The organism is Acidovorax radicis (assembly GCF_020510705.1).
Lineage (GTDB): Bacteria > Pseudomonadota > Gammaproteobacteria > Burkholderiales > Burkholderiaceae_C > Acidovorax > Acidovorax radicis_A.
In genome coordinates this window covers 2,805,477-2,825,533 of record NZ_CP075184.1, presented here as the reverse complement: position 1 = coordinate 2,825,533, position 20,057 = coordinate 2,805,477, and the positions used below count along the sequence as shown (strand labels likewise).

The window sequence follows — 20,057 nt, the reverse complement described above, 5'->3', positions numbered from 1 at the left end:
ATCGAACTTTCAGTAGGCGCTGCCTGTTGGGTGGGGGTCCAGTGGAGGCAGGTCGCCCCAGCCCGATGGGGTGTAGAGCGGGCCAAACAACAGGCTTTTCTCTTCGGCACTGACGGTGCTGTCGGGTTGCTCCTCAATGCTGACATGGTCGCGGCCCGCCGCCTTGGCCTGGTAGAGCTGGTGGTCGGCGCGGTCGGTCCACAGCAATGTGGTGGAGCGGATCCACTGCATGGCAAATGCACCGCCAATGCTGACCGTGACGTTCAGCTCGACCGATGGCGAGATGCGGATGGACGTATTGGCCACCGCCCGCCGGATACGCTCGGCCACCACACGGCCAAACGCGGCCTGGCACGCGGGCAACACAACGGCAAACTCTTCACCGCCATAACGGGCCAAGGTGTCCATGGGGCGCACACATGCACTCAATGTGCGGGCGACCGACTGCAGAACCGCGTCGCCGGCCAAGTGGCCGTGGGTGTCGTTCACCTTTTTGAAGTGATCGATGTCGAGCATGAGCAAAAGGGCGGCTTCGCCTGAGCGGGTCACGCGATCGATTTCACGCTCCAGCACGGCACGAAAATGCCTGCGGTTGGCCAACCCTGTAAGGGGATCTTTGAGCGAGAGTTCACACAGGCCATCGATAAGGCCCTGCAAATAGCGCGAAGGCGCTTCGCGTTGCAATGCCGCTTCGCTGCCGCCGGCTTGAGTCACCAGCGCGTGTGCAGTGTCAAGGCGAAGGTCGCGCAGATCGACTAAATGAGAGGCCGCAGAGTCAGACACAAGTGGATCAAAGAGAGTTTGCCGAGTGTACCAGTGCGTCAGCATGTAGAACGGGCGACCGCCGCAGCAATTTGGTTGCTCAAACCCTTGGTGTGGGCTCGGGCAGCTGTGCAATGGCCGCCATCGCCTCGGCATCGGTACGGTACATGGCCAGCCCCGCGTTTGGCTCCAGCAAACCGGCTTGTCGGAGGGCTTTTTCGGCGGGCAGTTTCAGGCCGCTCAGGTGCAGCGTTCCGCCCCTGGATTGCATCAGCGCCAGCAACTGGGCGAAGGTTTCTACTCCTGTCACATCGATGCGGTTGATAGGCTGGGCCAGCAGGCACAAATGTACGATCTCGGGGTGCCGCACCAGATGCTCGTTAACACGCCGCTCCAGCGCGCTGGCCGAGGCAAAGTCGAGCTCGGCATCCATGCGCAGCGCCAGAAGCCGGGGCGCCAGCGGGGGGAGGTTCCACAAATGGCGGTCACGCATGCTTCCGTCCGGGTGCAGGCCTACTTCGATGATGCGCGGGTGCAGGCGCTGATAAAGAAAATGGCTGAGATTGATCAGCAGCCCCACCAGCACGCCCCAGTACATGCGGGGCGCCGTGGCCAGCGTCAGTGCAAAGGTAATGCCGCTGATTGCCGCTTCAACCCGAGACACCTTCCACAGCCTGACGAACGTCCCCGGTTTGATCAGGCTGGTGACTGCTGTTACCACCACGGCCGCCAGCACCGACTGCGGCACGTGGTACAGCACGGGCGTCAACCACAGCAACACCACCAGCACCAAGCCAATGGCAAAGAGCGTGGCCCAGCCACTCTTGGCGCCCGCGTACAAATTGATGGCCGAACGCGAGAACGACGCGCTGGTGGCAAAGCTGCCACACAGGCCGCTGCTGATCTTGGCAAGCCCCTGTCCAATCAGGTCCTGGTTCTCGTCCCATTGGTCGCTGGAGCGCTGGCTCTCCACCTTGGCGCTGGAGGCTGTCTCCAGAAAGCTCACCAAGGTCACCACCAGCACCGGCATCACCAGCGCCGTGAAACTCGTCCAGGACAGAGCACCCGGCCAGTACGGCGCGGGCATACCCGACGGCAGGGCCCCCACTACAGCACCTCCTGCGTCGGCGTAGCCCAGGGCCCAGCTCAACGCACCTGCGGCGCTCACCACCACAATGGCCGCCGGAAAACTGGGGCGCAGCCGGCGCGCCAACACCAGCAGCGCCAGACTGCCCAACCCGAACGTCGCTGCCGTCAAATCAAACAGCCCGGGCGACGGGGTGGAAAACAGCGCACTCCATTCGGCCGCACGCATTCCCGTCAACGACCGCAACTGAGAGCCCAGGATAAGGAGCGCCGCCGCCTGCGTGAAGCCGCTGAGCACGGGAGACGTCACCAGGTTGAGCAACCAGCCAAACCGGACCATGCCCATGACGAGTTGGAGCAGGCCAGACAACAGTGCCATCCACGCTGCGAGGGCCACCCAGTCAGCGCTGCCTGGCTCTGCCAGCCCCGTGAGCGATGCGCCGATCAAAAGGCTCGTCAGCGCAGTGGGCCCCACTCCCAGGCGAGTGGATGAGCTGAACAGCACCGCGACCAGGGCTGGGATCAGGGACGCATAAATCCCGGTGACCAGCGGCATCCCGGCTAGTGCGGCATAGGCCACACCTTGAGGCACGAGCATCAGTCCGACGGTCATTCCCGCCCAGAACTCTCCTTTGATCAAAGCCCGATCAGGGCGGGGCCACTTGAGGAACGGAAACCAGCGGGCCAGTGGTAATGACGTCATGCCCCGATTGTCGCGTGTCACGCCGGAGTTCCGCTGGAACCCGTTTCGCCAGGGAGGGATGAATTCGGTCTCTGTCCTACACGCACCTCGGCTCTGTCTGACCCCGTCGGCGTGCACGATTGCCTACGATGGCTTCATCCCGTCCCCATCCAAGGAGCAATCCCATGAACCCCATCAAAATGACCGAACGCCCCGCACACCGCTTTGCCAGCATCCTGGCCGTCAGCGCCCTGGCGCTGGGTTTGGCGGCCTGCGGCAAAAACGAAGAGCCTACCGTGGGGCAACGTCTGGACTCAGCTGTTGAAAAAACCGAGCAGGCCGCCGCCGATGCCCGCGTCAAAGCGGAAAGCGCCATGAACAAAGCGGAAACCAAAATGGAACAAGGCGCAGCCACCGCCGAGTCCACCGCAAAAAGTGCCGCCAACAGCGCCATGGGGGCCATTGATGACGCCACCATCACAACCCAGGTCAATGCCGGACTTGCCAAAGACCCAGACTTGAGTGCCGTCAAGATCAACGTCGATACAGTGGGCGGCAAGGTGACCTTGAATGGGCCGGCTCCCACCACGGCAGCCCGCGACCGGGCCGAAACCATTGCCAAAGCGGTCAATGGTGTGACCTCGGTCAACAACCAGCTGGTGGTCACACCCAATTAAGAACGTGTTCACGATCTAAGGGACTTCCACGCCCTGCAAAAAGGCCCTGCACCTGCACTGCACCGGGCCAGCGCCTGGACCAAGCGCCGCCACGGAATGACCCATGGCGGCGCGCTACCATGGTGTGCATGAAAGACCACCTGCCTGATCTCTCCACCCGTCTCGTTCATCACGATTATTCGCCACCGCCTGGCTTCATGGCTCCCCAGCCTGGTGTTTACAAGGCGTCCACGGTCATCTTCCCCAATGTGGCCGTCATGCGCTCTCGCGAATGGAAGGACAAGAGCGGGTACACCTATGGCCTGCACGGCACGCCCACCACCTTCATTCTCGAAGAGCGCCTGTGCACACTGGAAGGCGGGCTGCAATGCCTGCTGGTGCCCAGTGGCCTCGCGGCCATTGCCAACGTGGCCCTGGCGCTGCTCAAACCGGGTGATGAGGTGCTGATTCCCGACAACGCCTACGGTCCCAATAAAGACCTCGCCCACGCAGAACTCGCCCGCCTGGGCATCAAGCCCGTGCTGTACGACCCTTTGAATCCTGCAGATCTGGAGGCGCGCCTTACGCCTGCCACGCGGCTGGTATGGCTTGAGGCGCCGGGGTCGGTCACCATGGAGTTCCCGGACCTCTGCGAGCAGGTGCGCATTTGCCGTGCGCGCGGGGTCACCACCGCACTCGACAACACCTGGGGTGCGGGCCTGGCATTTGCGCCGTTCGACCTGCTGGGCGACGGCACCCTGGGCGTGGATGTTTCTGCGCATGCACTCACCAAGTACCCGAGCGGAGGGGGGGATGTGCTGATGGGCAGCGTGATGACGCGCGACCCGGCCCTGCACATGAAGATCAAGCTCACCCACATGCGCCTGGGACTGGGTGTGGCGGGCAATGACGCAGAAGCCGTGTTGCGTGCCCTGTCCAGTATCGGCCTGCGTTACCGTGCCCACGACGAGGCGGCCCGCCGCCTGGCCCAATGGCTGCAGCAACAGCCCGCCATCGCCCAGGTGCTACACCCCGCATTGGAGTCATCGCCCGGCCATGCCCACTGGAAGGCCCTGTGCGGAGCCGCGCAAGGCGGGCAGGGCGCGGCAGCGGGGTTGTTCAGCGTGATGATCGATGCGCGATACACGCAGCAGCAGGTGGATGCCTTCTGTGACGGCTTGCGCCTGTTCAAGCTGGGCTACAGCTGGGGCGGCCCGATGAGCCTGGTGGTGCCTTATGACCTGGCCACCATGCGCAGTCGGCCCGCTCCGCATTTGGCACCCGGCACCCTGGTGCGGTTTTCGGTGGGGCTTGAAGCGGTGGAAGACCTTCGCTGCGATCTGGAGCAAGCCATGGCTCGGGCCTTTCCCCCGCTTGACCCGTCTGCGGCGGGGTGACAGGCTTTACGCCTTGGGTTGTGGCGGGGTGGTATCGGGGTGGTAGTTTCCTCAGTGGCGCGGCGCGGATAGGTGGCTTAGTGTGAGGACTCGCGGATTTGCGGCAGTCGCTTGTGTCGCCCGCTGCCCACCTCCGCTTGTTTTTCCCCCCATGACCGCCACACCGTCTCTCCCCATTTCCAAGCCCGCCACGCCGACCACGCCCGGCCATTCTGTCGAACCGGTAGACGCTGCCTTGCTGGCGCGGCCGGCTCAGTCAGCGGGCCTGGCGCCAAACCATTCATCCAGTCCAGAGGCCACACCGCCCGTCACACTGCAGCGGTTGCGGTGGGGCGACCCTTTGCGGTGGCTCGCCCGGGGGGTACAGGACGTGCGCGCCGCGCCGGGGGTTGCGGTCTTTTATGGCTCCTGCTTTTGGCTCATGGCATTGGTGCTGGGCTGGGTGTTTCGCACACGGCCCGAATACGCCATGTCCCTGGCCAGCGGCTGCTTGTTGCTGGGGCCATTTCTGGCCATGGGGCTTTATGACACCAGCCGGCGTCGCGAGGCCGGGTTGCCTGCGGCGTTGAGCGAGTCGCTGACCTGCTGGGACAGCCATATGGGCAGCATGGGCATGCTGGTACTGGTGCTCGTGGTGCTGGAGCTGCTGTGGGGCAGGGCTTCGCTGGTGGTGTTTGCGGTGTTCTTCAACACGGGCATGCCATCCACCACGGGCGTGGTGCAGGCGGTGTTCAACCCCCAGAACTGGAGTTTTGTGGCGGTGTACACCGTGGTGGGCGGGGTTTTTGCCACCCTGGTGTTCTCCACCTCGGTGGTGTCCATCCCCATGATTCTCGATCGCGACACCGACGCGCTCACGGCGGGCATTACCAGCATGCGGGTAGTGATCGAAAACCCCTTGGTGATGTTTTTCTGGGGGGCGCTTCTCACGGCCATCGTGTCTCTTTCGCTCTGGTTCTGGGGCGTGGGACTGTTATTGGCCGGACCAGTGCTGGGCCATGCCAGCTGGCATGCCTACCGTGCTGCAGTAACCCCACGCCAGTCGGCGCCTGCATAAGCCCGGCAAGGTTCATGCTGTTACAGTGGGCCTCTACTTTAGGAAGCAATTACCTTGGCAACACCCAACTACGGATACGAAAAGCGCCAGCGCGAACTCGCCAAAAAGAAAAAAAAGGAAGAGAAGCTGAGAGCTAAAACCCACCCCCGGCCAGACGGCCCGCAGGACGATCGGCAGCCCGATGACGCCCAAGCCGGTGGCGATGCCCCCGCCTCTGACCAGCCTGCAGGCCCCGCCAGCGCGTAGACCGTCCACGTTCCCCCCGATGCTGCACGTGCGCATCCGTATCAGCGCAGCAGCTTCTTGAGCTCCGGCCACACGTTGGCCAGCATCTGCGGGTGTGCCTCGGCGCGTGGGTGGATACGATCTGCCTGAAACAGGCGGGTCGGGTCCGGCCCGTCGGCCACCCCCTTGAGCAAGAACGGTACGACCCCCGCTTTGTTGGCCTGCGCCACGCCAGCAAACAACGCTGCAAACTTATTGGCATAGTCAGTGCCATAGTTCGGCGGCACCTGCATCCCCACCAGCAGCACCTTGGCGCCGGCTTTTTGCGCCGTTTGTGTCATCCAGTTCAGGTTGTCTTCCGTATTTTTGAGCGGTAGCCCGCGCAGTGCGTCGTTGCCCCCAAGCTCGATCACCACATGGCTGGGCTGGTGCTGTGCAAGCAAGGCCGCTAGGCGCGAGCGGCCGCCGGAGGTGGTTTCGCCACTCACGCTGGCGTTCACCACGGACACACCTGGTTTTTCTTTGGATAGCTGCTTTTCGAGCAAGGCCACCCAGCCCGTGCCGCGCGCCAGGCCATATTCGGCGCTCAGCGAATCACCCAACACCAGAATCAACGGTGGGCGTGCATGGGGCGTCGCTGTGGCTTTCACCGCAGGTTTTGCCTGGGCCCACACGGCCGGGGCGCAAATCCCCACCACCAGGCCGGTAGCGGCGCTCAGGATAAAGTGGCGCCGGTGTTGATGTCGAATCAAAATAAAGAGCCTTTCATGTCCGAACCCTTCTCATCGCCGGTGGCGTCCATCCCGGCATCGTCTGCGACACCCATTATTGCGGTGGAGCATGTCTTCAAGTCGGTGACGGATTCCACGGGAACGCTCGACATTCTGCGGGATATCGATTTCCGCCTGGCACCGAGGGAAACCGCTGCCATCGTGGGTGCATCGGGCTCGGGCAAAAGCACCTTGTTGTCCATCATCGCCGGGCTGGACACGCCCACCCGTGGCACGGTGCGCATCGACGGCCATGACCTTTTTGCCGTCGATGAAGACGCGCGTGCCGCTCTGCGCGCCCAGAAGATAGGCTTTGTGTTCCAGAGCTTTCAGCTCATGGGGAACCTTACCGCGCTCGAAAACGTGATGCTGCCGCTGGAGCTGTCCAGCCGCCCGGAGGTCCGCAAAAGTGCCCGCAAGGCCGCCACCGACATGCTGGCCCGTGTGGGCCTGGGCCAGCGCCTGGCGCATTACCCCAAGGTGCTGTCGGGTGGTGAGCAGCAGCGCGTGGCCCTGGCGAGGGCCTTTGTGGTGCAGCCGGCCGTGCTGCTGGCTGACGAGCCCACGGGCAGCCTGGATTTTGCGACGGGCGAAACCATCATGCGGCTCATGTTCGACCTGAATCGCGAACTGGGCACCACACTGGTGTTGGTCACACACGACCGGGCGATTGCCGATCAATGCGAACGGCGCATCACCATCGAGGCGGGGCAGGTGGTCTGATGGCCTGCTCGCACCGGGGGGTGTGCGCTGCGGTTGATTTTTTGGTGTTTTTGGCCTCTGGCGCTTGTGTATCTTGCGCTGGCAGCTATTGAATTGATAGTTTTCTAAGCCACACCCCTGCGCCAGCGGATAATCCTCCCATGTCCAGCCCCAAAGTTCTCTTCGGCTTTCACGCCGTGGGCGTGCGTCTGAAGACCGCGCCGCAATCCATCATCGAGATTTACTACGAAGCCACGCGGCGCGATGCCCGCATGCGCCAGTTTCTCGACCGCGCCCGCGAAGCCGGCGCCCGGCTGATCGAAGCCGACAGCGTGCGCATCGCCAAGCTGGCGGGCAGCCATGGCCACCAGGGCGTGGCTGCACGGGTAGAGCCCGTGGCACAGATCACCTCGCTCGACGAGCTGCTGGAGAACTTGGAAGCCGCCGGCATTGAAAACCCGCTGCTGCTGGTGCTCGACGGTGTCACCGATCCGCACAACCTGGGTGCCTGCCTGCGCGTGGCCGACGGTGCCGGCGCACATGCCGTCATCGCGCCCAAGGACCACGCCGTGGGCATCAACGCCACCGTGGCCAAGGTGGCCAGCGGGGCGGCCGAGACCATGCCGTATTTCATGGTGACCAACCTCTCGCGCACCCTGAACGAGCTCAAGGAGCGCAACATCTGGTGCATCGGCACCAGCGACGATGCGCCCAAAACCGTGTACCAGGTCGATCTGAAAGGCCCTGTGGCCCTGGTGCTGGGGGCCGAGGGCGACGGCATGCGCCAGCTCACGCGCAAGACCTGCGACGAACTGGTCAGCATCCCCATGAAGGGCGCGGTCGAGAGCCTGAACGTCTCGGTGGCCAGCGGCGTGTGCCTGTACGAGGCGCTGCGCCAGCGGTCGGCCTGACGGGCCCGCCAACCGGCCGACCTGACACCGCCACTCCCGGCACCCGATACCCAGCAACCGCCATGCCCCATACCGCCATTGCCTGGGTGCGCAACGCCCGGCGCATTGCGGTGCTTACGGGGGCGGGCATCAGCGCTGAATCGGGGGTGCCCACCTTCCGGGATGCGCAGACCGGCTACTGGGCGCAGTTCCGCCCCGAGGACATGGCGACCGAGGCGGGCTTTCGCGCCCACCCCCAGCGCGTGTGGGACTGGTACCAGCACCGGCGCGACCTGCTGGCCGGGGTGTCCCCCAACGCCGGGCATCTGGCGCTGGCCGACTTCCAGCGCCGCCATCCCGACCGTATCACCCTCATCACCCAGAACGTGGACGGCCTGCATCAGCGTGCGGGCAGCACGGGCGTGCTCTGCCTGCACGGCGACATCTTCCAGGACCGCTGGCTTGACACCCCGCGCAACTGTTGCTTCCTCGACCACGCGGTGGCGGGCCACCCGCCATACTGCGACCGCTGCGGAAATCTGGTGCGCCCCGGCGTGGTGTGGTTTGGCGAGCCGCTGCCACTGGCGGCGCTGGAGGCCGCACAACCGGCGGCACGCCAGTGTGATGTGATGCTGGTCATTGGCACCGCAGGCGCTGTATACCCGGCCGCAGGCCTGGCGCAACTGGCGCGCACGGCGGGCGCGCGCGTGGTGGTGGTCAACACGGCCCCCAGCGCGCTCGATGAGACTGCGCACGCCGTGTTGCGGGGCGCTGCGGGCACCTTGCTGCCGCAGTTGCTTGCTGCCTGATCGTCCTTTTACGTCCTTTCATTGTCAGAGCCCATCCTTTGGGTGTCCTCCACGCATTGCATGGATGCATCCGTGCAATGCGGCGTTATGTGTTGTGCGTTGTTGCTGGCGCGCTGCGTTATGTCGCGAAACGGACACTTCAATCCCTCCGGTTGCCGGTAGGCTGCCGCACCTTTGTTTTTTTGGGTCCACTACTCATGAGCCGTCGTCAATTCCTTTTGCGAGCTACCCAGGCCGCAGCTGCTACCGGCCTGCCCGTGTGGGCCCATAACGCGATGGCGGCCGACGAGGGGCTGACCGGCAGGTCGCTCACGCTGGGTTGCTCGATTGCGCTGACGGGGCCCCTGGGCCAGGCTGGCACCGAGCAGGTGGCCGGCATGAAGGCCGCTTTTGCCGAGGTGAACGCGGCCGGTGGCGTGTATGGCCGCGAAATCCGCATGGAGGTAAAGGACGACGGTTATGTGGCCAGTCGCACCCTCAAGAACGTGACGGAGATGGTGGATACGCAGTCGGTGTTTGCACTTATCTCCCCACTGGGCACGGCCAATACCGCCTCCATCTTGCCGCTGATCGAATCCAAGGGCATCCCCACCGTGGGCCCGGTGACCGGGGCGACATCCCTGCGCATGCCTGAAAACCGCCACGTGTTCTTCTTGCGCCCCACCTACCGCGAAGAAACCCGCCGCCTGGTCAAGCAGATCGTGGACATGGGCCTCAAGCGCATCGCCGTGGTGTACCTCGACAATCCTTTCGGCAAAGAGGTGCTCAAGGACATGGCCCAGGCCCTTGACGACATCAAGGTCGAGCGCAGTGGTGAATTTGCGTTGGCGGTTGATGGAAAGAACGGCGCGGCGCTGGCCGAAAAAGTTGCCGCCGAGCGCCCGGGCGCCGTACTGCTGGCCACCACCGGCACGGCCAACACCGCCTTTGTGCAGGCGTTTCGTGCCAAGGCGCAGGGCGTGCCGCTGGCGGGCATTTCGGTCACGGTAGTTTCGTCGGAGCTGCCCAAGCTGGCCGCATCCACACGCGGTTTGGCGTTGGTGCAGGTGTTCCCCGATGCCACGTCACAAAAATCGGTGGTGGTGCGCAAGTTCCAGAGCACCATGAAGGCCATGGGCGCTGATCCGGCGTTTGTGAGCAGCGGCAGTTCGCTCGAAGGCTGGCTCAATGGCCAGATCATGATTGAAGGCCTCAAGAACGCGGGCAAGGATGTCACCCGCGAGCGCCTGCGCGCCGGCCTTGCCAGCATCCGCGCGCTCTCATTCGGTGATTTCAATATCGGCTTTGGCAACAAGGCGCCCTACATCGGCTCGGACGCGATTTACCTGGCGATATATGCCGACAACGGCCGGCGATTGAGCTGATAAAAAATGGCAGCCCTGTTATCGGGGCTGCACCTGCGCCTGCGCCTGCTGCGCTCCTTGCGCCCACGCGCCTAAATCCAGCCCAACGCCCCCAGCGCCGCGCCAGTCCCGAGCATCCACAACAGATGCAGCTTAGTGCGCCACACCAGCACCACGGTTACGGCCGTCAGCAGCCACACCGGCCAGTCGGTGGCCCACACGCCGTGGGCGCGGGCCAACACCCACGCAGTGGCCAGCAGCAGGCCAATCACCACCGGGGCCATTCCCTGCTTGAAGGCGCGCACGGCGCGCCGCTCGCGGTTGCGATGTCCCCAGCGAGTGGCCAGCCAGGTGAGCAGGCTGCTGGGCAGCATCACCCCCAGCATGCACACCGCCATGCCCAGGGCGCCCAGCAGCCAGCCCGCCACACCGGGGCCACCCGCGTTGATGCCCACGTTCCAGCCCAGCAGCGCGATGAACAGCACATTGGGGCCGGGCGCGGCCTGCGCAATGGCGATGGAGGCGCTGAATTGCGGGTCGGTGAGCCAGGCCTGGCGCTCGACCAGAAAGCGGTGCATATCGGGTGCGGTGGCAATGGCGCCGCCCACGGCCAGCAGCGACAGCGACAGGTAATACAAGAACAGGTTCAACCAGTCGCCGGCATTCAAGGCCAGAAGGGGGGCAGTCACGGTGGTGGCGGCGGTCATGGTGCCAACTTTCGCCAGGTCAGCACACACGCGGCGCCGCCGAGCACCGGCAGTATCCAGAACAGCGGCAACCGCAGGCCCGCCATGGCCACGATGGTCAGCCCCGCTAGCACCACACACAGCGGCCGCCCCAGCGGGTGGTTCTTGATGGATGCGAACAGCTTGATCCCCACGCCTGCGATCAGCCCGGCAGCCACGGCACCCATGCCACGCAGCGCACCGGCCACCGCAGGCTCGCTGGAGAATTGGGCATACACCATGGCAAGCGTCAGCACGAGGATGAGCGGAAACGTGAGCATGCCCGCCAACGCCGCCACGGCGCCCCGAAGGCCAAAGTAGCGGTCCCCGATCATGATGCTGAGGTTGACCACATTAGGCCCGGGCATGATCTGCGCCACGGCCCAGTCCTCCACAAACTCCTCGTTGGTCATCCACCCCTTTTTCTCGACCAGTTCGCGTTGCACCACAGCCAGCACGCCGCCAAACCCCTGCAGTGCCAGCAAGGTAAAAGACCAGAACAGATCGGTCGGGTTGCGGGGCTGTGGGCGCGTGGGCGCATTGGGGTGAGGGGAGGTGGCAGGTGCCATGACTGCGATATCAGTAAAAAACGGCTGTAGCGCTTGTTATATAAGCGCTGATAGCTATGTATAAAGGAGCGGTTGAGGCGGCGCATTCCGCAGGGCTGACGGGCTCGCAATAGCCCCGGCATCGCCCGTTGCATCTGCTGAGGGGCCCGGCGCCACGGTGCGCCCGCCATGTTACGCGTGTTCGGTGCGCTGCGATGGCATGGGCGGCGTCGTGATCGGGCAGATCCGGCGACGCCATTGGCGCAGTCAAGACCTGTTTGACTGCTGACATCCCGGCTGTCTGTCACCTGTTTGGCGGCTGCACCCCGTCATGCCAGGCTGCCGTTGAGCGGGTGCCCCATGGTGCGCCACCCCGCCTGCTCGCGGTACTTGACCTTGAAGGTCTTGAGGTCTGCCTGGCTTGCGTACTTGACCCGCAAGATGCTGAACGTGGCCAGGGAGGCGTGGTCCACAAAACACCACACGGCATCGCCCTCGGCCTGCTGCGCGTGGGGCATTTCGTACCAGCACAGGTCAGCCTGGCTTTCATAGGGCACTTCAAACACCTTGGCATCGGCGGCGGGGGCCTGTGTGACCACCAGAATTTTTGCCATGCACAACCTCCTGTGAAAAGCGCGAAGCCAGCGGTCGACAGCTTGGGCGTGCCCGACCCATGGCCCCTCGCCCATGGTGCGCAAGCCTGCGGCGCCGCGCAGTGGTACATACCCGCCCTTCCTGCGGTCAGGCGTTCGCGCCACCGGCTGACAGGCCCGGCGCACCCAGCGGCACACACTGCACCGTGATGCAGCCTGTGCGCTGCGGTGCAAGGTGTGCCATGTCTCTGTTCCCCCGTTGTGCAACCCCCGGCCCTGATGGCGCTGCGGGCCGGTGCGCCCATGGCAATGCGCCCAACCATGGGCATCGCCGGTGGCAGGTGGTGGGGGCTGTCATCGGCACCCTTTGTGCCCTGAGCGCCTGCACCGACCCCGTCCCCCTGCCGCCCGAAGCGGGCATGGGCCGGTCGCCCACGCTGCCACCGCCCTCGTCAGCGCTGTTGCCCACCGTGCACATTGCGCCCGCCCAGGGTTGGCCCGCAGGCACCCAGCCCACGCCCATGAACGGCCTGCGCGTGACGGCGCTGGCCACGGGGCTGGACCACCCGCGCTGGCTGCTGGTGCTGCCCAATGGCGACGTGCTGGTGGCCGAGAGCAACGCGCCGCCCAAGCCCGATGACGCCAAGGGCATCAAAGGCTGGGTCATGAAGTGGGTGATGAAGCGCGCCGGGGCCGGGGTGCCATCGGCCAACCGCATCACCCTGCTGCGCGATGCCGACGGTGACGGCGTGGCCGAAACCCGCACCACCTTTGCCGCCGACCTGCATTCACCCTTTGGCATGGCACTGGTGGGCAACGCCCTGTATGTGGCCAACACCGATGCCGTGCTGCGCTTCGACTACACCCCTGGGCAGACCCGCCTGGCGGGCCCTGGCACCAAGCTCATCGACCTGCCCGCAGGCCCCATCAACCACCACTGGACCAAAAACCTGATCGCCAGCCCCGACGGCAGCAAGCTCTATGTGACGGTGGGCTCCAACAGCAATGTGGCCGACAACGGCATGGCCGCCGAGGCGGGCCGCGCCGCCATCTGGGAGGTGGGCCGTTTGACAGGCGCCCACCGCGAGTTTGCCTCGGGCCTGCGCAACCCCAACGGCCTGGGCTGGCAGCCCGACACCGGCGCGCTGTGGACGGTGGTGAACGAACGCGACGAACTGGGCGACGACCTGGTGCCCGACTACCTCACCTCAGTCAAAGACGGCGCGTTTTACGGCTGGCCCTACAGCTACTTTGGCCAGAACGTGGACGTGCGCGTGCAGCCACCCCGGCCCGACCTGGTGGCCCAGGCCATCGCGCCCGACTATGCATTGGGCTCGCATGTCGCCCCGCTGGGCTTGGCGTTTGCCACCGGCCCGGCGCTGTTGCCGGCACTGGCCAGCGGTGCCTATGTGGGCGAACATGGCTCGTGGAACCGCAAGCCCCGCAGCGGCTACAAGGTGGTGTTTGTGCCGTTTGCCAACGGCCAGCCCGTGGGCCTGCCGCTGGATGTGCTGACGGGCTTTGTCAGCCCCGACGGCAAGGCCTGGGGCCGCCCGGTGGGCGTGGCCGTGGACCCGCGCGGTGCGCTGCTGGTGGCCGACGACGTGGGCAACACCGTGTGGCGCGTGACGTGTGCCCCCCGGCCCTGAGCAGCGCATGGCCGTTGGGGCTGACTTTTATGGATGAGATGGAGTGGCGCAATTGACGAACTGGGCCGTTGGCACCTACCCTGCAAGCCTTCTCTCTTCACCCAAAGACATGCCCATGACTTCAGCCACACGCCGCCTGCATCTTGAACGCCACCGTACCGACCGCATTGGTTGGCTCCGCGCCGCCGTGCTGGGTGCCAATGACGGCATCGTCTCCACTGCCAGCCTGGTGGTGGGCGTGGCGGCCGCGCAGTCCAGCCAGTCCACCATCGTGATGACGGCGGTGGCCGGGCTGGTGGCGGGCGCCATGTCGATGGCGGCGGGCGAATATGTGTCGGTGCACTCGCAGGCCGACACCGAAAAGGCCGACCTCGACCGCGAGCGCGCTGAGCTGGCCGCCGACCCAGTGGCCGAGGCCCGCGAGCTGACCGCCATCTATGTGGGCCGGGGCCTCACGCCCGAACTGGCCCAGCAGGTGTCATCGCAACTGATGGCGCACGATGCGCTGGGCGCCCATGCGCGGGACGAGTTGCATGTGTCCTCGGCACTGGCAGCCCGCCCCGTGCAGGCCGCCGTGACATCGGCCGCTGCCTTTGCCGTGGGGGCCGCATTGCCATTGGCCGTGGCTGCGTTGGCGCCCATGGCCAGCCTGCTGTACTGGGTGGCCGGCACCGCGCTGGTCTTTTTGGCACTGCTGGGGGCCGTGGCGGCCCGCACGGGCGGCGCGGGCATGGTGGTGGGGGCCTGGCGCGTGACCTTCTGGGGCGCACTGGCCATGGCGATCACTGCGGGGGTGGGGGCGTGGTTTGGTGCGCCGGTATGAAGGCCACCCACAGGCCCAACGCACTGCTGGCTGAGCGGGCATCCCATAAGGTATTGGTATTGCCATAAGGCATTGGGCTCGCAGATTTGAATCAAATCGGCCTGTGGCGCTTGTTAAATAAGCGCCAATAGCTATCAAAATAAGAGCGTTTTGATATCAGCCAGCGGTGCTGCGGCTGGCGGCCTGCCCCAGCGCCGTCGCTCCCGCCAGCCGTTGCTGCACGGTGGCTTGCACGGCCGGTGGCGCATCACGCAGCAGCGCGGGCCAGTCGGCACGGGCCTGCTTCACCACATCACGCAGCAGCGCCAGGTGCCGGGGCACGCGCAGCAGCCCGGCGGACTTCATCAGTCCTTCCATGTCATCCCAGGTCAGCGCCCGCAGGGTGTTGTCGATGGCGCGGTTCACCGCGTACTGGTGGTTGGGCACGCCATCAAAAAACGCAGCCACACACACCGGGTCGTACACCGGGGCCAGCTGGGGCACGCGGCCGTCGGGGTAGATCAGGGCCCAGTTTTTCAGGTGGGCGTCGGTGTTGCCCATCAGGATGAAGACCACCATGCGCGCCAGAAACTCGCGCGTGTCCAGCACCGGTTGGCGGCTCAGGCGGTTGAGCACGCGCAGCATGGTGGCCCAGTCCTGCAGCACCCCTTTGCCATGGGTTTTGCCGTATTTTTGCCGGGGTGTGTAGCCCAGCACCTGATTGAACTCCTCCATGTGCACGCGGGCGCCGCCGGGCAGGTGGTCAAACCGCTGCACGGCCAATATCTCGTTAAAGGGCACGGCATCGGGCAGGTCGGCCTGGGCGCGGGTGATGACGCGCGCATCGGCCACGTTCAGCCCCAGCGCCTTGCACAGCTGGTAGCCGGTGTACTCGTTGGCCACCAGGTCAGGGTGGGCGGTGGTGGGCAGCTTCAAGATCACACTGCCAGCCGCGCCCTGGCGGTGCACGGTGTAGCGGCGGCCGTCCTGCACCGCGCTGAACTTGGTGACTACGCCGGGCAGTGATGCCGCGTCTTCCACCGGGAACTCGACAAACCCCGGCTCCAGCACATCCAGGCCTTGCGTGGTGTGCCAATGCCGCACCACGTCCGGGATGCCGTCTTGCGCGGGCACGGGCTCCACCTCCAGCGCGCCCATCAGGTCGTGGCCTGCGGCGGCCAGCAGCTCAAACTCATCATCAGGGCTGCAGCCCCGCTCACGCGCCAGCCGCTCGCGGTTGTGGCCCTCGGGCAGCAGGTTCTGAAAGTACACCGGCCAGCGCCCATCGGTGCGCACCAGCCGCGCATCGCGCGCCGACGCCAAAATCTGCTGCGTGGCCGCCTCGTCGGCGCCCTGAAAGCTCAGCGACAGGGTAGGGCGCTGCGGGTTGCGGATGTAGCTCTCGTCAAACGACACGCGCAGGATGTCGCCGTATTGCGAGAGGTAGCCAATCGGTTCGCGACGGCTGGCTGGCGCACTGGACTCGCCCGGCGTGCCCCCGTCCGCCAGCGCAGGCCGGTGCAGGTACAGGCGCAGGTAGCGGATGGAGGTGCTCATGGAGTGTGGACCGAAGGGGTGTGCGAGGAGTCTCTACGGTCAGCCGCGCAGACCATCCACCACCGAGGGCGGCGCATCCACCCCCTCGGGCTGGCCCAGAAACTTGCCCCCCGACTGGATGAACGCCTCCAGACTGGGCCGCAGGCTGCTGGGCACCGCGATGATGTCCATGCCCAGCACGCGGGCCATCTCGGCCAGGGTGGAATAGCGCGGGTCCAGGTCGCCGCCTTCGGTGCGCTGCACCGTCATGCGGCTGAGGCCCGCGCTCTCGGCAAGCTGGGCCTGCGTCATCTGGTGGGCCTTGCGGGCGGCGGCGAGGGTGGGGATGAGGTCGGCATTCATGATTGCATTTATACTCTTTTTATTTGATAAGAGTATTTTAATAATCAAATATTCGCTATCACGTGAAGGATTTGTTCTGCATGCGTCGCAAGTGTCGATGGCTTTGATCCGTTGACCGTTCAGGGGGCCGCCCATGAAGCCTTTCTGGCCGGTGCATAACGGTCCCAATGCCCGGCGAGCCGACCAACCCCGGTGAGAAAGCGGTACCGCTGCTTTGGCAAAGCAAGCGGGCGTGCGGGATACCCCTCTGAGGCTACGCAGTCACATAGTCTGGGTGCCGTGCCCGGATGTCAGCGACATGGCCCAGGGTGCCCGAGAGGTGGGTGCGCAGTGCTGCCTGTGCGGCGTTGGGGTCGTGTGCGGCCAGGGCCTCGACGATCGCGCGGTGGTCGCGCACCACCCGCGCCGCTTTGCCAGGCGACGGCAGGTCAAGCCGACGCAGCCGGTCCAGGTGGCCACTGCGCTGGCGCACCAGCTCGTACAGATTGGGCACAGCGGCGGCCTCATACATCATGCGGTGGAATGCTTGATCAGACGCGATGAACTCCTCGGTATCGGCCGTTGCCAGCGCCGCCTGCAAGTCCACCTGTGCGGACAGTTTGGCGCGCAGCACGGGGTCGTCGACCAGGGCCAGCGTGCGAACCACTTCCAGCTCAATGGCACAACGCAGAAAGTGCGCCTGGGTGGCCGATGCGATGTCGATGCGGCTCACCAAGGTGGCGTGCTGAGGATAGATGTCCACCAGGCCTTCCTGGCTCAGTTGCAACAGGGCATCGCGCACGGGGGTCTGGCTTAACTCAAAACGCTCGGCCAACTCAGCGCGCGACAGCGGAGTGCCCGGAGCCAGCTCCAGTGAAAGGATGACCTCGCGCAGCCATTCAAATACCTGGGGGGCTGCTTGGCGAGTACGGTCGAACTTGTGGATTTTTTTCATGAGGAAGGGAGTCCGGCGCTGAATTCTAGTGGGATGCAGAATTGACGCACTAATACATTAGTGCTTTAATATTCCAATAACTACCACCCTATGGAGACAAACCATGCACCGATTCCACCGTCGCGTTACTTTGCTTGCGGCCTGCAGCGCCCTCAGCCTGGCTGCTGTCAGCGCGTATGCGTCCGATTGGCCCACGTCCAAACCCATCACATGGGTGGTCCCATTCGCTGCGGGGGGGTCTACCGACGTGGTGGCCCGGGTGGTGGGGCAAGAGCTTTCGGTCGCAGTAAAGCAGTCGGTGGTGATCGACAATCGCCCCGGTGCGGGGGGTGTGATCGGTGTTCAGTCAGTCGCCAAGGCGCCAGCCGACGGTTACACCCTTATTGGCGGAACCATCAGCACCCACGCCATCAATGCCGGGCTGTACAAAAAGCTGCCATATGACCCGGTGAAAGACTTTGAGCCCGTCACCTTGATTGCCTATGTGCCCAATGTGTTGATGGTCAACAGCGACCTGGGGGTGAACTCGGTGCAAGAGCTGGTGGCCTGGATCAAGAAGAACCCTGACAAGGCTTCTTATGCGTCATCCGGCGCGGGCACCTCCACCCACTTGACCGGTGCCCAAATGGCCGAACTGATCAAGGTGCCCATGCAGCACATCGCCTACAAGGGCAGTCCGCAGGCGCTGCAGGACGTGGCCGCCGGCAACGTGCCGTTTCTGTTTGACCAACTGACCGCAGGCGCGCCGCTCGTGAAGGCCGGCAAGCTGAAGTTTCTGGCCGTCACGACCAAGACGCGCTCGCCGTTGGCGCCCGACGTACCCACCACGGCAGAGGCTGGTTTCCCGGGCCTGGACCTCGTGTCCTGGCAGGGCGTTTACGCACCCAAGGGCACCCCCAAGGAGGTGATCACCCGCCTGAACACCGCAATCGTCAAGGCGCTGAATGGCCCAGAGCTCAAGAACAAGCTGGAGACCCAGTTCGGGATGCAGGTCGTGGGCAGCACGCCCGCTGAACTGGCGGCCGTCACACAGAAAGACGTCACCCGCCTGGGCGACCTGGTCAAGAAAATCGGCGCCACCGTCGATTGATGACTTGGCCCAGGTTGTGCGCAATGCGCTTATTAAGCCCGCAGCGGTGGGCTTACCGCTGATCCACGGTCTTTTTGATCGAACCACCACGCCCCGTTGAAAGAACACGATTCCATGGCACGCGACACCACCATCACCCGCGTTTTGGTCACGCCCATCGCCTTTCGCGACGGCCCGCTGCTCAACGCCGCGGGCATCCACGAACCTTGGGCGTTGCGCGCCATCGTCGAGATCGAAACCAGCGACGGCCGGGTTGGCATTTCTGAAACCTATGGCGACGAGCCCATGTTACGGATCCTGGCGCAGGCTACCCCGCTGCTGATTGGCCTGTCGCCTTTCGCGCTCAACGTGATGGAAGAACGGGTGCGAGCTACCGTCAAAGCGGTGCCCGGCGCCATTGAGTTCGAGTTGGCGCCCGGCTCCCACGCCATCAAGAACGTACCCAAGGTGATCAGCACCTTTGAAGTGGGCATGCTCGACTTGCAAGGTCAGATCGTCGGTGCGCCAGTGGTGGACCTGCTGGGGGGCAAGGTGCGCGACGCTGTGCCCTACAGTGCCTACCTGTTCTTCAAGTATGCAGAGCACATCGGCAAGCCCTATGCACCGGACGCCTGGGGAGAAGGCATCAGCCCCGCGCAGATCGTGGCGCAGGCGCAGCGCATGATCGACTTGTACGGTTTTCAGAGCATCAAATTGAAGGGCGGCGTTTTTGAGCCAACGCACGAGGTTGCGTGTATGCAGGCGCTGGCCAAAGCCTTCCCTGGCGTGCCGCTGAGGCTGGACCCGAACGCCAATTGGTCCCTTGCGGCCAGCATCGCCGCAGCCCTGGCTTTAGACGAAATCCTGGAGTACTACGAAGATCCGACGCCCGGCCTTGCGGGCATGGCCGAGCTGGCGAAACACACCAAGCTGCCGTTGGCCACCAACATGGTCATCACGACCATGGACGATTTTCGCAAGGGCTGCGAAATGGGTTCAGTGAAAGTGCTGCTGTCTGACCACCACTACTGGGGTGGCCTGCGTGCCACCCAGACGCTGGCGCGCATGTGCCGACTGTGGGGGCTGGGCATGTCGATGCATTCCAATTCACATTTGGGTATCAGCCTGATGGCCATGACCCATGTGGCCGCCAGCGTACCCAACCTAACCTACGCCTGCGACACCCACTACCCCTGGCAAGAGGAAGAAGTCATCAAAGGCGGGCGCATCCGTTTCGACAAAGGCTCCGTGGTGGTGCCGACCCGCCCGGGCCTGGGCGTGGAATTGGACCAAGACGCATTGGCTGTGTTGCACGAGCAGTACAAGACCTGCGTAGTGCGCAACCGCGACGATTTGACGCAGATGCGCAAATACGATCCCGCGTTCAGCGGAAAAACACCGCGTTTCTGACCCGGTCCCGGCGCCGCGTGCCTGGCCTGTTGTGTGGTTTGCGACTCGC

Annotated in this window: 21 protein-coding genes; 12 read left to right on the top strand and 9 right to left on the bottom strand. The window is 64.6% G+C overall.

Annotated features, from left to right (window positions below):
- Positions 1–9: 9 nt before the first annotated feature.
- Both KI609_RS12875 and KI609_RS12870 read right to left on the bottom strand, forming a co-directional pair.
- Complete coding sequence (locus KI609_RS12875; protein WP_226443788.1) at positions 10–783, bottom strand: GGDEF domain-containing protein; 774 nt, start codon at positions 781–783, stop codon at positions 10–12.
- Between the two features lie 79 nt (positions 784–862).
- Positions 863–2,551 carry a SulP family inorganic anion transporter gene (locus KI609_RS12870; RefSeq protein ID WP_226443786.1) on the bottom strand — a complete coding sequence of 563 codons (1,689 nt, stop codon included), beginning with the start codon at positions 2,549–2,551 and terminating at the stop codon, positions 863–865.
- 164 nt (positions 2,552–2,715) lie between these two features.
- Here KI609_RS12870 and KI609_RS12865 point away from each other — a divergent pair, with 164 nt between their 5' ends.
- From KI609_RS12865 to KI609_RS12850, 4 genes are all read left to right on the top strand, one after another.
- Positions 2,716–3,207: a BON domain-containing protein gene (locus KI609_RS12865; RefSeq protein ID WP_226443784.1), complete on the top strand. Its 492-nt coding sequence runs from the start codon at positions 2,716–2,718 to the stop codon at positions 3,205–3,207.
- A gap of 119 nt (positions 3,208–3,326) precedes the next feature.
- Positions 3,327–4,583, top strand: coding sequence for a PLP-dependent transferase (locus tag KI609_RS12860; protein ID WP_226443782.1), 1,257 nt, complete (start codon positions 3,327–3,329; stop codon positions 4,581–4,583).
- A 151-nt stretch (positions 4,584–4,734) separates the two neighbouring features.
- Entirely contained in the window at positions 4,735–5,640 is a 906-nt protein-coding gene (locus KI609_RS12855) for a DUF2189 domain-containing protein (protein ID WP_226443780.1), read from the top strand.
- Positions 5,641–5,694: 54 nt separating this feature from the next.
- Positions 5,695–5,886 carry a hypothetical protein gene (locus tag KI609_RS12850; protein WP_226443779.1) on the top strand — a complete coding sequence of 64 codons (192 nt, stop codon included), beginning with the start codon at positions 5,695–5,697 and terminating at the stop codon, positions 5,884–5,886.
- 41 nt (positions 5,887–5,927) lie between these two features.
- On the opposite strand, the gene KI609_RS12845 is transcribed toward KI609_RS12850, so the two are convergent.
- A complete protein-coding gene (locus tag KI609_RS12845; RefSeq protein ID WP_226443778.1) occupies positions 5,928–6,617 on the bottom strand; it encodes an arylesterase in 690 nt (229 codons plus the stop codon).
- A 15-nt stretch (positions 6,618–6,632) separates the two neighbouring features.
- Here KI609_RS12845 and KI609_RS12840 point away from each other — a divergent pair, with 15 nt between their 5' ends.
- The 4 genes from KI609_RS12840 (at position 6,633) to KI609_RS12825 (ending at position 10,400) form a co-directional block, all read left to right on the top strand.
- Complete coding sequence (locus KI609_RS12840) at positions 6,633–7,358, top strand: ABC transporter ATP-binding protein (protein WP_226443777.1); 726 nt, start codon at positions 6,633–6,635, stop codon at positions 7,356–7,358.
- A 140-nt stretch (positions 7,359–7,498) separates the two neighbouring features.
- The gene (gene rlmB, locus KI609_RS12835) at positions 7,499–8,248 is read left to right on the top strand and encodes a 23S rRNA (guanosine(2251)-2'-O)-methyltransferase RlmB (protein WP_226443776.1); all 750 of its coding nucleotides are present in this window, start codon (positions 7,499–7,501) and stop codon (positions 8,246–8,248) included.
- A 62-nt stretch (positions 8,249–8,310) separates the two neighbouring features.
- Positions 8,311–9,036: an SIR2 family NAD-dependent protein deacylase gene (locus KI609_RS12830; protein WP_226443775.1), complete on the top strand. Its 726-nt coding sequence runs from the start codon at positions 8,311–8,313 to the stop codon at positions 9,034–9,036.
- 197 nt (positions 9,037–9,233) lie between these two features.
- Positions 9,234–10,400 carry an ABC transporter substrate-binding protein gene (locus tag KI609_RS12825; RefSeq protein WP_226443774.1) on the top strand — a complete coding sequence of 389 codons (1,167 nt, stop codon included), beginning with the start codon at positions 9,234–9,236 and terminating at the stop codon, positions 10,398–10,400.
- A 71-nt stretch (positions 10,401–10,471) separates the two neighbouring features.
- Here KI609_RS12825 and KI609_RS12820 read toward each other — a convergent pair whose 3' ends face one another.
- The 3 genes from KI609_RS12820 to KI609_RS12810 all read right to left on the bottom strand — a co-directional run bounded on the left by KI609_RS12820 (position 10,472) and on the right by KI609_RS12810 (position 12,266).
- A complete protein-coding gene (locus tag KI609_RS12820; RefSeq protein WP_226443773.1) occupies positions 10,472–11,086 on the bottom strand; it encodes a chromate transporter in 615 nt (204 codons plus the stop codon).
- A complete protein-coding gene (locus tag KI609_RS12815) occupies positions 11,083–11,673 on the bottom strand; it encodes a chromate transporter (protein ID WP_226443772.1) in 591 nt (196 codons plus the stop codon). Before KI609_RS12815 ends, KI609_RS12820 begins: the two co-directional genes overlap by 4 nt.
- A gap of 308 nt (positions 11,674–11,981) precedes the next feature.
- Complete coding sequence (locus tag KI609_RS12810) at positions 11,982–12,266, bottom strand: DUF6150 family protein (RefSeq protein ID WP_226443771.1); 285 nt, start codon at positions 12,264–12,266, stop codon at positions 11,982–11,984.
- A 221-nt stretch (positions 12,267–12,487) separates the two neighbouring features.
- Here KI609_RS12810 and KI609_RS12805 point away from each other — a divergent pair, with 221 nt between their 5' ends.
- Positions 12,488–13,894: a PQQ-dependent sugar dehydrogenase gene (locus KI609_RS12805; RefSeq protein WP_226443768.1), complete on the top strand. Its 1,407-nt coding sequence runs from the start codon at positions 12,488–12,490 to the stop codon at positions 13,892–13,894.
- A 115-nt stretch (positions 13,895–14,009) separates the two neighbouring features.
- Positions 14,010–14,717, top strand: a complete 708-nt coding sequence (locus tag KI609_RS12800; protein ID WP_226443766.1) for a VIT family protein — start codon at positions 14,010–14,012, stop codon at positions 14,715–14,717.
- A 156-nt stretch (positions 14,718–14,873) separates the two neighbouring features.
- Here the strand turns inward: KI609_RS12800 and KI609_RS12795 are convergent, their stop codons facing one another.
- From KI609_RS12795 to KI609_RS12785, 3 genes are all read right to left on the bottom strand, one after another.
- On the bottom strand, positions 14,874–16,253 hold the full coding sequence (locus KI609_RS12795) for a type II toxin-antitoxin system HipA family toxin (RefSeq protein ID WP_226443764.1): 1,380 nt from the start codon (positions 16,251–16,253) through the stop codon (positions 14,874–14,876).
- Positions 16,254–16,292: 39 nt separating this feature from the next.
- Entirely contained in the window at positions 16,293–16,595 is a 303-nt protein-coding gene (locus tag KI609_RS12790; protein WP_226443762.1) for a helix-turn-helix transcriptional regulator, read from the bottom strand.
- 253 nt (positions 16,596–16,848) lie between these two features.
- Positions 16,849–17,529, bottom strand: coding sequence for a GntR family transcriptional regulator (locus KI609_RS12785; RefSeq protein ID WP_226443760.1), 681 nt, complete (start codon positions 17,527–17,529; stop codon positions 16,849–16,851).
- A gap of 103 nt (positions 17,530–17,632) precedes the next feature.
- Between KI609_RS12785 and KI609_RS12780 the strand changes: the two genes are divergently transcribed.
- Positions 17,633–18,619 carry a Bug family tripartite tricarboxylate transporter substrate binding protein gene (locus KI609_RS12780; RefSeq protein WP_226443758.1) on the top strand — a complete coding sequence of 329 codons (987 nt, stop codon included), beginning with the start codon at positions 17,633–17,635 and terminating at the stop codon, positions 18,617–18,619.
- A gap of 114 nt (positions 18,620–18,733) precedes the next feature.
- Positions 18,734–20,008 (top strand): glucarate dehydratase family protein, encoded by a 1,275-nt coding sequence (locus KI609_RS12775; protein ID WP_226443756.1) that lies wholly within the window; start codon positions 18,734–18,736, stop codon positions 20,006–20,008.
- Positions 20,009–20,057: the final 49 nt, after the last annotated feature.